The sequence below is a fragment of the Paenibacillus sp. 2TAB23 genome (genome assembly GCF_052115165.1).
Classification (GTDB): Bacteria; Bacillota; Bacilli; order Paenibacillales; family Paenibacillaceae; genus Pristimantibacillus.
This window is the reverse complement of the sequence record NZ_JBFRGD010000002.1, coordinates 359000-373111: the sequence shown is the minus strand read 5'-3', so window position 1 is coordinate 373111 and position 14112 is coordinate 359000. Positions and strand designations below refer to the sequence as shown.

Sequence of the window (14112 nt, the reverse complement as noted above, 5' to 3'; positions counted from 1 at the left end):
GAGCAAATCTGTTCTTCTCACAACTCAGCAAAGGATGCGTTCTGAAGCTTACAAACGTTGAATCAGCCTGCGGAGCGCTTGATCCGCTTCCTTCAATACGATCTTTTTGTCTACCGACCTTACAAGCTTATTTTCCATCACGATACGTCCATCGATCAATACGGTATCCACGTCCCCCCTTGTTGCGGCGTATACGACTCTCGAATACCAATCCGCGTCAAAAGATGGATATACGTGAAAATCCTCCAAATCCAGAAGCTGCAAATCTGCAAGCTTCCCTACTTCAATACTCCCGATGCTTTTGTCCAAACCAAGCACCTTGGCACCGCCCATCGTCGCCATCCGAAGCACTGTTTTCGCATTCATGACGGTTGGCCCATGCTTTACCTTTTGCATGTAAGCCGTTAACCGCATTTCCTGAAACATATCTAGATTGTTGTTGCACGGTGCTCCATCGGCACCAATCCCTACATCAATTCCTTGCTCCAGCAGCAATGGAATTTCGGCAACTCCGGATGCCAGCTTCATATTCGATCCTGGACAATGGGTAACCTTCACTCCCCGGTCACGGATGATTGTTTTTTCTTCGTCATCCAGCCATATGCTGTGTGCCAAGATTAAATTAGGCTTTGCCAGACCGATGTGGTCCAAATATACGACGTTTCGCATTCCTCTTTCTGCTTCAACCATCGCGATTTCGCCGACATTCTCCGATGCATGGGTATGAACCATTACGCCGTAAGCCGCGGAGAGGTCCCGCACGCCAATGAGCAGCTCCTCCGTGCAGGATACGACGAAGCGAGGGCAAAAGGCATATTGAATTCTGCCATTTTCCGCACCATGCCATTTCTCCAGAAGATCGATACTGTCTTGCAGTGATTTCTCCGTCTTCTCTTGCAGGGCAAGCGGAACCTCCGTCCCGTGATCCATCATGACCTTGCCCGATATCGCTCGTATTCCGCTTTCCTTAATAGCTTGAAATGCCGATTCGGTATAATGAACGGTTTCCATATCGAGGATGGTCGTCGTTCCGCTGCGTATTAACTCTCCGATACCAAGCATCGCGGAGTAATAGACAGAATCTTCGCTATGCGCTGCCTCAAGCGGCCATATTTTTTCTTTTAGCCAATCGATTAGCGATAAATCGTCAGCTCTCCCTCGAAAAAGCGTTTGGCATAAATGAATATGCGTTTGCACAAATCCCGGGAGCAATACTTTACCTTCCGCATTTATGATACGATCCGCTTGATTGCCATCCAGTCCAACGCCGATCTCCGTTATCCGATTACCAACTATTAATACATCACCTGTAAAAATATCGTTTTGTTCATTCATGCTCATAATGACGGCGTTCTGAATAAGTATGGTTGTCATGTTCAATCCCCCTAAAGCGCTATAGCTGCTACTCATTAGCTTATTCAGGCCTATGGTATTGCAGGCTTATTCCTCGTTTCAAATGTCAAATTTTATTGTCTGAATTTTCTGATAATATTATTTAAAAATGTGCTTACATCCACATGGGGATAAAATTGCCCTCTCGCTTCTTTTGTGTAAGTTTATATAACATGATAAATCAGAATTGTAGGTTAAGCAAGACTTCTCTTTCATTATTTATATGCTGAATAAGTTGTATCGGATTGCACCTGACATTAAATTAACATGAAAGCGAATAAAAAAAACCAACCAAGCATAATGATTCTGCTTGATTGGTTTCCTTTCCCTCAAATCCATGTAATGTCCACAGTATTTCTAGTTCAAGCTCCATTGCTTCTAGTTCAAATGCTCCGAACGTTCACGGTTTATATTTTTTCCAGAGAATTCAGGAATAATCTGTTCAAAAATGAGTTTTCTTGACCACTCCGCTTCATTTCGCTTTGCGATCTGCTTACGAACAACGATGACAAGCTCATACTCAGGTGCTATAAGCAAATATTGACCGCCATGACCGAAAGCGAAATAACAATCGCACTGCGAATTATGTTCCACGGGCGAATGCCACCAGTGGTAACCGTAGCCGCCATAAATCGGGGGCTCATAATGCAGTAATCCGCGATGATGAAGCTCTGTGGATTCAGCAATCCAACCTGAAGAAACAAATGATTTTCCACCATAGCATCCCTTCTGAACAAGCAAACTGCCTATGTTGGCTAAGTCTCTGCCATACAAGAAAAGACCTGTGCCTCCTTCATTCACTCCCCCACGTTCCATCCAACGGGCACCTTGAAAGCCGAGCGGCTCGAATAAATGCTTCTTGGCAAACGAGAGTGCCGACATTCCTGCCGCTTTCGTGAGAATAGCGGATAACAAATGAGAACCTCCGGAGTTATAGGCAAACGCCGTGCCTGGATCAGAAATTAACGGCTGCTTAAACACGTACTGTATAGGGTCTTCCGAAGCTCTAAAGGCTTTGTAAGGCTTATCGAAATCAGGCCATTCAAAGCCCGGCGTCATCGTAAGGAGATGCTTAATCGTTATGCGGCTGAGAGCTTCTTTGATTTCAGCGGGATGATCTAAAAAGTCGGTAATCGGCTGATCCACGTTTTTCAGCAATCCTTGATCAATGGCCATTCCGATCAGCAGGGACAGGACACTCTTTGTACAGGAATAAAGCGGTCCAATCGTGTCCTTGCCGCTCGCATGCCATTCCAATATGCTCTTCGTCCCTTGCAGCACAATGACCGATTTGATTTTTCTCTCGGCAAGAAAATGGTGATCTAATTTCAGTTCATTCGCATGCATGTCCTAATCGACCTTTCCTATGAAGCATTTCTTTGCTGCTGTTCAGCCTGCTTAAGCGCCGGCATACTCAGAGAAACAAGCACAACGAACACAGACAATGCCGCTACCCAAACAAAAATCGTATGCAAGCTTCCGGCAAGCACGGAGGCTTCGATCTGTTCAGCGCTACCTGTATGGAGCAGCAAGCCAAATACGGTAATGCCGATGGTTTGGCCTAACGTTCGGATGAAATTGTTGCTTGCCACAGCAGAACCGCGCAGCTCCCAGCCAACTGAAGAAGATACGGCTACGGTTAGAGAGGTAAGCGACAGACCAAACGACAATCCAGCCAGAAATGTATAGACAATAAATAAGGCAATCGAGGTAGACGCATTCATGAAAGAAAAACCGATGCTGCTCGCAAGCAGGAAGCATGATCCGGCGACAGCGATGAAGCGCAGGCCTTTTTTAGAAATCCAATTTCCTGCCAGAATGGAGCCAAGCGGCCATGCAACCGAAAGCGGAATCATCGCAAGTCCGGAATACGTGGCAGGCTTCCCATAAACCCCCTGTATCCATAAGGGCAAATAAAAAATAACGACAACGTTAATGACACATAGCAAAAAGCTGTCCAAATTCGCCATACTTATCATTCGATTCCGAAAAAGCTGGAAAGGAATTATCGGTTCAGGAGACTTCATTTCTATACGGGCAAAAATGACGAAAAATAAGACGGAGAAAACAAATAGCGCTCCGATAAGCCATGCGCTGCCAGAACCGCTTCCATCCTCATTACGGATAAGAGTCATCGCATATAAAAGGCTGAACATTGCGATAGTAAAGGTTATAATGCCAGGATAATCAATATGTCTTTTTCGCTTCTCCAGCGTTTCCTTCAATGAGCTCGCCAACAAATAAATCGCCACTATGCCAAATGGGAGGTTCATATAGAAAATAGCTCTCCAAGATATGTAATCGACCAATAATCCGCCGAACAACGGACCGGAGATTCCGGCAATGCCCCATATGCTCGACATCCAGCCCTGTACCTTGGCTCGCTGTTCGAAGGAATACATGTCCGCGATAATGGTATAAGGAATCGTGGTAAGCGCACCTGCTCCCAAGCCCTGCAGAGCCCTGAACCAGATCAGCTGATTCATCGTTTGCGCTACTCCGGAGAGCATGGAGCCTGCAAGAAAAATCAAGGCGCCGATCACAAACATTTTCTTGCGTCCGTACAAATCGGATAGCTTGCCGTACACTGGCGTCGTTATTACGGTTGCGAGCAGATAAATGGAGATAATCCAGCTATATTGCCGGATTCCTTGCAACTCCCCCGTAATGCTGGGCATGGCCGTACTTACAATCGTACCTTCGATTGCTGCGAGAAAGGTAGCTACGAATAAGGCAACGGTTACTTTTTTGCGAGTCTGCGAAGCGTTCATGGTTCATCCTTTCAGAGATAATAATCTAGAATTACAATCCATGGCAAAAAAGGATCTTTTCTATTATGATCGCTGCAAGCTTGAAATATCAACGTTTTTATTATGACTACGATGATTTCGACAATACTTGACCCTTCCACTGCATGCATTCCCTAGTGCATATTCGCAGTAAATAGCTGGATCGTTCGGTTTCCGGCTTATGCCAAAAATCTTGATCTTCAAACAGCTTGCACAATGTTTTTTCGGCAGCTTTGCACGCTGCTTGTTCTTCTATGAGCAATGTAAGGCATAATGTATAACAAAGCGATTCGTATCGCCGTAATGCCTCAACCTTTTGTTGGAAATCAAACATGAGAATAGCCGCCCCTTCATACATATAAAACCTTTCCTTTATTGTAGCTTCTCTATAAATGCAATTAGTTACGAAAAGGTTAAATTTGAATCCTTTCGGTTTGATAGGCGTATGAATGGTATCCAAACAGGGTGCAGATATGATAACCTATTTGGAGTGATTCTATATAAATTCTAATTTTTGGAAGGTTAGGATGTTGCTAAATGTATGACATATTGTTGAATATTATTGAAGAAGTCGGATATTTCGCTTTGTTTCTTGTTTTATGTCTCGGACTCATCGGATTGCCTATACCGAACGAAGCCGTTGTCATGACAGGCGGTGCTTTATCGGAATCAGGCGTATTGCTGCCAGTACCTGCTTTCATCATGACATGTCTAGGCATATGCTCAGCCATGACATTCGGATACAGCATCGGAAGATTTGCTGGAAGCAAATTATCGAACTGGTTCAGCAGCAAAAAAAATATTGGAAAATTTGTAACGAAGTCAGAGCAGCTAAGCGAGCGTTACGGTGGTTATGCGATTAGTCTAAGTCTTTGTCTCCCGTTCTTAAGGCATGTTACTCCTTATGTGATGGGAATGAACCGAATGCCTTACAAGCGTTTTGCTTTGTTCGCATATCCCTCTGCCTTTATTTGGACGCTTGCTTATTTTATCATTGGATCTTTCGTTGGCGACCAGGTTCAAAATCTATCGGATCATATATATAAGTACGGGATTTGGGTCATTTACGGACTTGCTGCCATCCTGCTCGGTTTTATCGTTTATAAGTATGTAAAGGGCAAACAACATAAAAATCAAGTTGAGCGTCCGATGTAAGATCGGAGTCGAGGAAAACCATCAGTCGTATGCGATGGTTTTTTTGCATTCATCTAATGATCGAAAATGGAGTAATTGCGTGGATTTCATCGATATCCTATGATGTAAGCGCTTAACAGACGGTCTAAATTTACATTTCATTTCTGCATTTGTTGTATAATTACGCTCAGTGTGCATCGGCCCCGACTTTTCTGAGAGTGAAAAGTCAATCATGAGAAAATCTGCCGTTCTGCAGATTTTCGAGCTTACAAAAATAGGAGGTTTATTTGCTTTGCTTACTCGACTAAAAAACGCTTGGTTTTCTAATGTCCGCGGTGACGTTCTCGCAGGAATTACCGTCGCTTTAGCCCTTATCCCTGAATCAATATCTTTCTCGTTAATGGTTGGTGTGGGACCGATGGTAGGATTGTATGCTTCATTCTGTATCGCCGTAATCATCTCTATTGTTGGCGGCAGACCGGGCATGATCTCGGCAGCAACGGGAGCTATGGCACTTCTCATGGTTTCTCTTGTAAAGGATCATGGCATTGAATATTTATTCGCTGCAACGATTTTGGCGGGTATATTGCAATACCTCATGGGCGTGCTCAAGCTGGGACAGCTCATCCAGTTCGTGCCTCAATCCGTTATGCTCGGCTTTGTTAATGCACTCGGCATACTTATTTTCACCACACAGCTAGTCCATTTTGTTGGTGCAACCTGGATCATGTATGGGCTAGTAGCCTTAACGCTAGTTATCATCTATGTCCTGCCCAAATTCACCAAGGCGATTCCTTCGCCATTAGCTGCGATTATCATCGTCTCACTAATCGCCGTAGCGATTGGTGCCGATCTCAAAACCGTAGGTGATCGCGGCTTAGTTGAAAACACACTGCCTATGTTCCATATCCCCGATGTGTTGTTCTCACTTGATACGCTTTGGATCATATTGCCTTATTCCTTCTCCTTAGCGATCGTTGGGCTATTGGAAACGCTGCTCACTGCGTCCGTACTCGACGAAATGACTGACACAACCAGCAATAAAAACAAAGAAACTCGTGGGCAAGGCTTAGCGAACATTGCAACAGGCTTCTTCGGAGGCATGGCGGGCTGCGCTTTAATCGGACAATCTGTCATTAATACCAAATCAGGCGGAAGAACAAGGTTATCCACTTTCGTTGCAGGTGCATTTTTATTTTTTCTCATCATGGTGCTTAGCGATATGGTTAACAAAATTCCGATGGCAGCGCTGGTAGGTGTCATGATTATGGTTTCAATAAGTACCTTTGATTGGAAGTCCGTCATTCAAATCCATAAGGTGCCGAGGACAGATGCTGTCATCATGATCGTGACGGTCATCATCGTATTAATTACCCATGATCTCTCCAAAGGTGTTTTTGCAGGAGTCGTGCTAAGCGCATTCGTGTTCGTTGGGAAGATGGCTAAAATACGAATTTCGAAATTATCTGATTCATCCGGAAGACGTACTTACAACATTACTGGACAGCTGTTTTTCGGTACGACGAGTCGTTTTGTCTCCCTCTTCGATTATCAGAATGATCCTTCGCACATCATCTTGGATTTTAGCCAATCACATGTGTGGGACCAATCTGCCGTAACCGCAATCGTCAAAGTGAAAAACAAATATGAACTTTTAAACAAAGAAGTTGCATTCGTCGGTCTGAATGAAGAGAGCAAGCTCATTATTCGCAAGCTCGGATTGACCTCTTCAAGCGGCCATTGATACAAAAAAGCTCATGCAAGCACATTGTAAAATGTGCCCGCATGAGCTTTTTAGACGTATAGGAAATTATATGAGATAGCTCATACTTTCTCTATACGTTTCGCCGAAACGATGGCGTCTATTGAAAGGACGCCGTCAGACGTTTCTTCTTACTTGCTGCTATTCTTGTTTCTCTAATTTCTCTTTAGCCGTTTCGATTAGGAAATCAAACAGCTCATCATCCTCTTCGAGCAAATCCTCCAAGGCGAGCAGCTCTTCTTCTTTGCCTGACTCGTGCAGGAAGAACAAGCCATAGCCCCATTCTTTCCCTCTTTTGCTATGCAAGGCTATCTCATATTCGTTCTTGTGACCTTCTACTCCAAAATGAACCTTGCCTACATATCCGTCTTCCTTCGAATACGTCATCGTTGCTTCTAACACTTTAACGTTTATCACTTTCATTCTTCCTTCCTTTTCGTTACGGTGCAAGCTGGTTAATCTGATTCAGCAGCTCATTGATTTTGTTAATCGTATCCGGGATGCCCGTTGAATCGAATACCGCTCTACCTTGCTCGATATTAGTGAGAGCTTGATCGATTCCATTCTGCAGCGTCGCGTTATAATCCGCAATCGATTGGTGGATATCCTTAGCATAATCCGGTACTTGCAGGCTTCCGTACTGAATCACCTGATCCTTCAGTGCGACAAGCTGCTCTTTCAGATTCGTTCTAGCGTCCAGATCTGTCATCGCCTGCTCTGCAAGGGTATTCATATTTTGACCAAAGTCCGTTAGCGATTGTAAGTAATCCGTCGTTTCCGTTGCAAAATTTACCGTTTGACTCACTTCGTTAATAATACCACAGCCAGCGGTCATAAGCATTACCGCGATCATCAGCATGGATACGCTTCGCTTTATCATCTAACTCCTCCTTGTTATAAACGTCCTGGTTCCGAGACGAACGCCTATCTTTGATCATGCATACTGTACTATACGAACTCAGCAAAGGCTGGTTCCGTGTATGTCACAAGGAGATGATCAGGATGGACATTCAATTAACGGCACTTCATTGGTTATATTTAGGATTCGTGCTTGCCATTATTGGGTTTATGCTCATGAGGCGGGACACCACGCTAATCTGTATTGCAGGTATATTGGGTATCGGCATACTTGCAACGACCTCTGCAAGCGGGTCTGTAAGCGGAATTTTTAACAGCTTTATTTATGCCATAAAAGAGTTGATCGGGACTATTCTCATTATATCCATAATCGTAGCCATGAGCCGTATTCTCATCCGAACCGGAATTAATGAGATTATGATATCGCCATTTACCCGATTTCTTAGAACCCCTGCCCTAGCTTTCTGGGGAATCGGCATTATTATGATGGTGACATCTTGGTTTTTCTGGCCATCTCCCGCAGTTGCTCTCATCGGCGCGGTGCTGCTGCCCGTAGCCATTCGTGTCGGTCTGCCTGCACTCGGCGCAGCCGTTGCCATGAACTTATTCGGTCACGGCATCGCGCTTTCTGGCGACTATATCATCCAAGGAGCACCCGAGCTTACTGCCGGTGCAGCAGGCATACCGGTAAGCGCCGTCATGCAAGCGAGTATCCCCCTTGTCATCGTCATGGGTGCCGTAACTACGATTGCAGCTTATTGGATGATGAAAAGGGATCAGAAATCAGGCAAATGGCGAGACGGGCTTATCGCATCTGCTTCAACGACTTCGACAAACTCGAAATTGAACGATACAGCAGACCGCAACGCACTGTCGCTCCGCACGAAAAGAACGCTTGCGATTGCTATTCCTGTTTTATTCGCAATAGATGTCATTGCCATGTTCATACTGGATTTGCAAGGAGGAGATGCCACTGCTCTCATAGGAGGAACGGCAATCCTCATTATGCTGTTTATTACCATGCTGACGCATCGAGGGAAAGGATTCGAGAAGGCGACAAGTTATTTAATCGATGGCTTTGTATTCGGTTTCAAGGTATTCGGACCCGTCATTCCGATCGCTGCGTTTTTCTACTTGGGAGACTCTGGTTTTCTGTCGATGTTTGGTGAAAAGCTGCCTGAAGGATCACTTGGGATTGTCAACGATTTAGGGATAGCACTCGCGCATATCGTACCCGTGAATGGAGTTGTTGGATCCATTACATTAACGGTCGTAGGAGCTGTTACAGGCCTTGACGGCTCAGGCTTCTCCGGCATTTCATTGGCAGGCTCCGTTGCCCAGCTCTTCGGTCATGCCATTGGCTCAGGCATAGCCACATTAACGGCGCTTGGTCAAGTTGCAGCCATTTGGGTAGGCGGCGGGACGATCATCCCTTGGGCGCTTATACCCGCAGCGGCCATTTGCGGCGTTGATCCCTTTGAGCTTGCCCGCCGCAATTTAAAGCCCGTACTAATCGGACTATGCGTTACGACGATCGTCGCTATGTTTTTGATTTAAATCGATTCCTTGACTTTACAAGCGCAAATAAGAATGCAGCAGCCAGTACTGCTGCAATACCCGCAATCATGATGCTGCGCGGGAATGAATCGTCCTTCTGCTGAGCTTCGCTGCTCGACTGTGGCGGGAGCGATCCGCTGCCAAGCTGCGCGATATGCTCTTCAGCCTCGTGATGCAGTAAGGTTCCGCTGCAGAGATTAGCCTCTAGTGAGGAGCCTGTAGCTCTGGCGTATACGAGATAACGTTCACCTTCCTTGAAGGCATATCCGCAGCTATCCTCCGAGCCAGCGGTTAATACTTCAATTTGTGGAGCGACATGGCCCTTCCAAACTTCATTGACTTTGAAGCTAGCTTTTACACGGGACCCCGAGGAACGAAACAAATCCGATGCTATCGACTTCACCGAGATCGCCGTTCCTTCGAATACGGTATCGCTCCTCTTCATCGTTTCCAGTACCGATCCATGCTCAGCACATGAGCATGCTACAGCTGATCGCGGTGCAGCAAAGATACTAACAGCAAGGAATATTACAGTAATTCCAACAATAATGCTTCTCTTTTTAGTAAACATGATATCCCCCGGCTGCTTCTATATATTAGGCTTGGATTAACAGCCTTAAAGCTTATACGATAATATTTGGGAAAATGTTGCATTGATGGGAACAAAAAAGCTGCTATCATCGCTTTTTGCAATGATAGCAGCTTTCCTTGCAGATCAGCCCTTCGACGTCTGCGTGGTTTCTTCAACGAGCTCTGCCTTCGCTGGCCAGAATGCTTTTTTGCCAAGCAAAGTCGTAATCGCAGGAACAAGGAATGGACGAACGATAAATGTGTCCATTAATACGCCAATTGCAGTAATAATTCCGAATTGGACAAGCACCTGAATCGGCAATGAAGCTAGTACCGCAAAAGTAGCAGCAAGAATTAAACCTGCCGACGTAATGACTCCGCCAGTCTCGCTTACGCCTTCTTTAATCGCCTGTTTCAGCGGCATTGTCTTCCGTTTATTCCAAATGCTAGAGATCATAAATATGTTATAGTCCTCGCCTAGAGCGATGAGGAATACGAACGAATATAACGGGATCGCTCCTTGAATAGCGTCAACGCCCATAAAGTAATGAAGAATAATCCATCCTAGACCTAGCGCAGCAGCATAAGAGAGCAATACCGTACCAATTAAGTAAAGGGTAGCTGTCACGGATCTCAGGTATGCCAGAAGCAGGATCATAATGAGTCCAATAACAAGCGGAATAATGACAAGATTATCGCGATCAGTCAGCTCCTTGGAATCATATTGAGTAGCTGTCTGTCCGCCAATCCACACCTTTTCATCGGCCTCGGCAACCTGCGCCCGCGAAAGCTCAGCTTGTGCTGCTTCCCGTAGAAGAGGTATCGTATCCATCGCTTCCTGTGAATAGGGATTCGTGTTTAGAATAACGGAATACGATAGCAAGTTAGGATCATTTATGCTTTGCTTTGGTTCTTGCACATGATCGACAAGCGGTACACTTGCCAGCTTGCCTGCCAAATCAGCATCTGAGCCATCCGTTTGAACGACAACCGTGATAGGCGCTAGATCTCCTGGCGTAAAGGTTTTAGAAATTACCTCGAATCCTTCTCTTGACGGCATATCCTCAGGGAAAGAAGAAAGCAGATCATAGGTGAATTTAATTTGGATGGAGAAGCTCGCTAGAATAGCCAGAATGGCGACGGAAGAAATAACAACCGTCCACGGCTTCGCTATAACCAGATTACCAATTTTGGAACCCAGTTTTCTCTCTGGATTAGGTTTGCGATAAGGCTTTCCTTTCTTGCCTGCGCGCACTTGCTCCATGAATTCCGTACGCGGAATAAATGGATAGAAAGAAGCTCTTCCGATAATGGCAAGCAAAGCTGGGACCAGCGTTAAGCTTGCAATACCCATGATAAGTATGGATAAGCTGAACGGTACCGCAAAACGGTCATATGCGCCGTATTTCGCGGCAAGCAGAGCCAGCAAAGAAAGGACCACTGTAAAGCCGCTCATGGCAATAGCGCCGGATGCATCCTTGAAAGAACGCTTAAGAGCTTTCATTTTGTCATCCTCACGCGTTAATTCCTGACGGAAATGTGAGATGAAGAACAGACAATAATCGGTACCTGCTCCGAACAATAATACGGTCATAATGGATATCGCCTGTGCATCGACGGTAATCCAGCCCTCGCCTGCCATCCAGCCAAGCAGCGGGCTCGTCACGGCGTATGCAAAGCCAACGCCGACCAATGGGATAAAAGCTAGAATAGGCGAGCGGTAAATGAACAGCAGAAGAACGAGTACGATGAGCACGGTTGCGATAAGAAGCGATACATCCGCACCTTTGAACAAATCGGTCGCATCAACCGAGATGCCCGCCGGACCGCTGACCCGGACGCTTAACTCAGATGCATCATCTACAGCAACCTCAAACGGTTTCTTGCCGGAAGCATCACTGATAATGACTTTGATTTCCTCAATGTTTTCTTTGAGCACCTCAGTCTCTGCATTCGCTCCAAAGGAAATAGGCTGTACCAGCGTTGTTCCATCTTCTGAAGCAAAAGCCTTCAAAGCAGGCAAAGGCAATTCATGAAGAGGAACAACCTCGCCCTGCTCTTTCAATGGGTTCTCAATGATATGCTGTGTCGTTTTTTGTATAAGGTTATAATCATCATCCGATAACCCGTCTTCGCGATGCCACACGACTAATGCCGGGATGCCGGATGAGCTTGGAAATTTCTCTTTTATAAGCTTGTCTGCAAGCACTGAAGGGCTGTCCGCTTCCAAATTGGGAGCATTGCTTGATTCCTTCTCTCCAACGGCCGGAAGAAACACACTCAAAACTGCAGCAAGTATGATCCAGGCGATTAGAGTAACCCATCGCGTACGAGGTCCAGCTATTACCCCTGCTAATTTTTCGATCATTTGACAAATCCTCCATTTCACATTTTCCCTGTTATCGTTTAAAATGAAAACAAGCGATGACTTAATTATATATACCCGAAGGTTAATTAATCAATCTAAAATTATTACAATTTTATGAATGGAGGTCATGGCCATGAGCGAAGAGCAAATAAAACGCAAGCCAGGCCGGCCAAAAGGCACAGGTTCAGTTCAGACCATGCAGCAGATTTTGCGCACAGCTGCTTTTCTTTTTATGGATCAGGGATTTGAGAAAGTGTCCTTGGAAGGTGTTGCACAATCTTGCGGGATAACGAAAGCAAGCGTATATTATTATTTCAATAACAAGAGCATTCTGTTCACAGAATGCCTCCAGTTTGTGTTGAAAATGGCTTACGATAATACGGCTGCCTTTCTCCTAGTAGATGGTACACTGAAAGAAAGATTGCTTAACGTCGCCGTTCGCCATATGAAAAACGCACATGTTGAATTTGAGACGATGATGCGCGAAGCGTCCTCTGGCTTGTCTGTGGAGCAGATTGCAAGCATTCGAGCAAGCGAGCAGGCGCTTCATGTCCTGATCGGCTCTGAATTTAAAAAAGCTATCGATGAAGGTGAGATCGCCTCTAACGATCCGATGCTCCTGGCCCATCTCTTTACAGCGATGCTGACTGTGAAAAATCGCAAAGAAATTATCAATAGCGAAAAAACAGTGGAACAAGCCGCGTCCGAAATCGTAGAACTACTGTGGGCTGGTTTAGAACCACGAAAGTATTAAAAATAATCGGAGGTAATCACATGTTCAAAACGGCCATGGGCCGACTGCGCGTCGTTGGATTTTACGAAGGAATTTCTTTTCTGGTATTGCTGCTAATCGCTATGCCCCTTAAATATTGGGCGGATATTCCTGAGGCCGTAACCGTTGTCGGCGGTCTGCACGGACTTTTATTTGTTCTTTATATGTTGGCGGTTCTACATGTTTGGATCGTGCATCGTTGGTCAATCCTCAAAGCCGCTGCAGCATTCATTGCCGCTTTTCTGCCCTTCGGCACGTTCGTGCTCGACAAAAAACTGCTTCGCGAATAACAATTGTAGTTTTATAAGAAAGTTTGATAATTTTAAAGCTACATACCCTTGTTTTTTCGTTAAAGAGATCAAGCATTTTGAAAATAAAGTTTGGTAAAAACTGAACTTAACGACTAAGGGCTGCCACCAGGCAGCCCTTTGTTATTCAAGTTTAGTTTCCCGTTAATTGGATAAAACCTTCAGGATATTTTCTTTAGTTCGTGGTAACCATTGTTCAGCACCATGTGGATGTAACGGTTCACTCCAAGAAAATCCATCACCTTCGTATCTCGGAATGAGATGCATATGGTAATGCGTCAAATCATTGAATTTCCCACCATTTTGACAAATACTTATGCCATCAGGTTTAAACAAACGTTTTAAGACAGTTGAAAGCATCTTAGAGGCATCCATAATGCCATAAGCAGTCTCTTGGTCGATTTCTTCGACATCCAAATAGTGTTTTTTAGGAAGAATCAGAGTATGTCCTTCGTTAAACGGAGCAATATCAAGCGCACATGTAATTAGCTCGTTTTCATAAATAATATTCAAATTAGGTTCAATTCCATTTGCAATTCTACATCCCAAGCATTCCATTGTCGCTTCACCCCGTTTTTAGTTTCGCTATCGGCATCAAATCA

Annotated in this window: 13 protein-coding genes; 5 read left to right on the top strand and 8 right to left on the bottom strand. The window is 45.0% G+C overall.

The features are described 5' to 3' along the window. Positions 1-48 precede the first annotated feature (48 nt). From AB4Z29_RS04460 to AB4Z29_RS04450, 3 genes are all read right to left on the bottom strand, one after another. Positions 49-1374 (bottom strand): 5'-deoxyadenosine deaminase, encoded by a 1326-nt coding sequence (locus AB4Z29_RS04460; protein ID WP_441941885.1) that lies wholly within the window; start codon positions 1372-1374, stop codon positions 49-51. 396 nt (positions 1375-1770) lie between these two features. Further along, the gene (locus AB4Z29_RS04455) at positions 1771-2739 is read right to left on the bottom strand and encodes a serine hydrolase domain-containing protein (protein WP_441941884.1); all 969 of its coding nucleotides are present in this window, start codon (positions 2737-2739) and stop codon (positions 1771-1773) included. A gap of 17 nt (positions 2740-2756) precedes the next feature. Further along, positions 2757-4163 (bottom strand): MDR family MFS transporter, encoded by a 1407-nt coding sequence (locus AB4Z29_RS04450; RefSeq protein ID WP_441941883.1) that lies wholly within the window; start codon positions 4161-4163, stop codon positions 2757-2759. A 555-nt stretch (positions 4164-4718) separates the two neighbouring features. On the opposite strand from AB4Z29_RS04450, the gene AB4Z29_RS04445 reads away from it, so the two are divergent. Next, positions 4719-5336, top strand: coding sequence for a DedA family protein (locus tag AB4Z29_RS04445; protein ID WP_441941882.1), 618 nt, complete (start codon positions 4719-4721; stop codon positions 5334-5336). Between the two features lie 271 nt (positions 5337-5607). Next, positions 5608-7059: a SulP family inorganic anion transporter gene (locus AB4Z29_RS04440; protein WP_441941881.1), complete on the top strand. Its 1452-nt coding sequence runs from the start codon at positions 5608-5610 to the stop codon at positions 7057-7059. A gap of 159 nt (positions 7060-7218) precedes the next feature. Here AB4Z29_RS04440 and AB4Z29_RS04435 read toward each other — a convergent pair whose 3' ends face one another. Both AB4Z29_RS04435 and AB4Z29_RS04430 read right to left on the bottom strand, forming a co-directional pair. Continuing rightward, on the bottom strand, positions 7219-7500 hold the full coding sequence (locus AB4Z29_RS04435) for a hypothetical protein (protein WP_441941880.1): 282 nt from the start codon (positions 7498-7500) through the stop codon (positions 7219-7221). Positions 7501-7516: 16 nt separating this feature from the next. Further along, on the bottom strand, positions 7517-7957 hold the full coding sequence (locus tag AB4Z29_RS04430; RefSeq protein ID WP_441941879.1) for a DUF6376 family protein: 441 nt from the start codon (positions 7955-7957) through the stop codon (positions 7517-7519). A gap of 122 nt (positions 7958-8079) precedes the next feature. Here AB4Z29_RS04430 and AB4Z29_RS04425 point away from each other — a divergent pair, with 122 nt between their 5' ends. Then, complete coding sequence (locus AB4Z29_RS04425) at positions 8080-9492, top strand: hypothetical protein (protein WP_441941878.1); 1413 nt, start codon at positions 8080-8082, stop codon at positions 9490-9492. On the opposite strand, the gene AB4Z29_RS04420 is transcribed toward AB4Z29_RS04425, so the two are convergent. Both AB4Z29_RS04420 and AB4Z29_RS04415 read right to left on the bottom strand, forming a co-directional pair. Continuing rightward, positions 9476-10063 (bottom strand): hypothetical protein, encoded by a 588-nt coding sequence (locus tag AB4Z29_RS04420; RefSeq protein WP_441941877.1) that lies wholly within the window; start codon positions 10061-10063, stop codon positions 9476-9478. The two genes, AB4Z29_RS04425 and AB4Z29_RS04420, sit on opposite strands and share 17 nt — an antisense overlap. Before the next feature lie 144 nt (positions 10064-10207). Further along, positions 10208-12430 (bottom strand): MMPL family transporter, encoded by a 2223-nt coding sequence (locus AB4Z29_RS04415; protein ID WP_441941876.1) that lies wholly within the window; start codon positions 12428-12430, stop codon positions 10208-10210. A gap of 133 nt (positions 12431-12563) precedes the next feature. Between AB4Z29_RS04415 and AB4Z29_RS04410 the strand changes: the two genes are divergently transcribed. Then, complete coding sequence (locus tag AB4Z29_RS04410) at positions 12564-13184, top strand: TetR/AcrR family transcriptional regulator (protein WP_441941875.1); 621 nt, start codon at positions 12564-12566, stop codon at positions 13182-13184. Positions 13185-13204: 20 nt separating this feature from the next. Beyond that, positions 13205-13492, top strand: coding sequence for a DUF3817 domain-containing protein (locus AB4Z29_RS04405; RefSeq protein WP_441941874.1), 288 nt, complete (start codon positions 13205-13207; stop codon positions 13490-13492). A gap of 162 nt (positions 13493-13654) precedes the next feature. Here AB4Z29_RS04405 and AB4Z29_RS04400 read toward each other — a convergent pair whose 3' ends face one another. Then, on the bottom strand, positions 13655-14068 hold the full coding sequence (locus AB4Z29_RS04400) for an HIT family protein (protein ID WP_441941873.1): 414 nt from the start codon (positions 14066-14068) through the stop codon (positions 13655-13657). Positions 14069-14112 lie beyond the last annotated feature (44 nt).

Coding starts and splice junctions, on each gene's coding strand:
- AB4Z29_RS04405 (WP_441941874.1), top strand. CDS start 13,205: ATGTTCAAAACGGCCATGGGCCGACTGCGCGTCGTTGGATTTTACGAA.
- AB4Z29_RS04410 (WP_441941875.1), top strand. CDS start 12,564: ATGAGCGAAGAGCAAATAAAACGCAAGCCAGGCCGGCCAAAAGGCACA.
- AB4Z29_RS04400 (WP_441941873.1), bottom strand. CDS start 14,068: ATGGAATGCTTGGGATGTAGAATTGCAAATGGAATTGAACCTAATTTG.
- AB4Z29_RS04425 (WP_441941878.1), top strand. CDS start 8,080: ATGGACATTCAATTAACGGCACTTCATTGGTTATATTTAGGATTCGTG.
- AB4Z29_RS04415 (WP_441941876.1), bottom strand. CDS start 12,430: ATGATCGAAAAATTAGCAGGGGTAATAGCTGGACCTCGTACGCGATGG.
- AB4Z29_RS04445 (WP_441941882.1), top strand. CDS start 4,719: ATGTATGACATATTGTTGAATATTATTGAAGAAGTCGGATATTTCGCT.
- AB4Z29_RS04430 (WP_441941879.1), bottom strand. CDS start 7,957: ATGATAAAGCGAAGCGTATCCATGCTGATGATCGCGGTAATGCTTATG.
- AB4Z29_RS04455 (WP_441941884.1), bottom strand. CDS start 2,739: ATGCATGCGAATGAACTGAAATTAGATCACCATTTTCTTGCCGAGAGA.
- AB4Z29_RS04460 (WP_441941885.1), bottom strand. CDS start 1,374: ATGACAACCATACTTATTCAGAACGCCGTCATTATGAGCATGAATGAA.
- AB4Z29_RS04420 (WP_441941877.1), bottom strand. CDS start 10,063: ATGTTTACTAAAAAGAGAAGCATTATTGTTGGAATTACTGTAATATTC.
- AB4Z29_RS04450 (WP_441941883.1), bottom strand. CDS start 4,163: ATGAACGCTTCGCAGACTCGCAAAAAAGTAACCGTTGCCTTATTCGTA.
- AB4Z29_RS04435 (WP_441941880.1), bottom strand. CDS start 7,500: ATGAAAGTGATAAACGTTAAAGTGTTAGAAGCAACGATGACGTATTCG.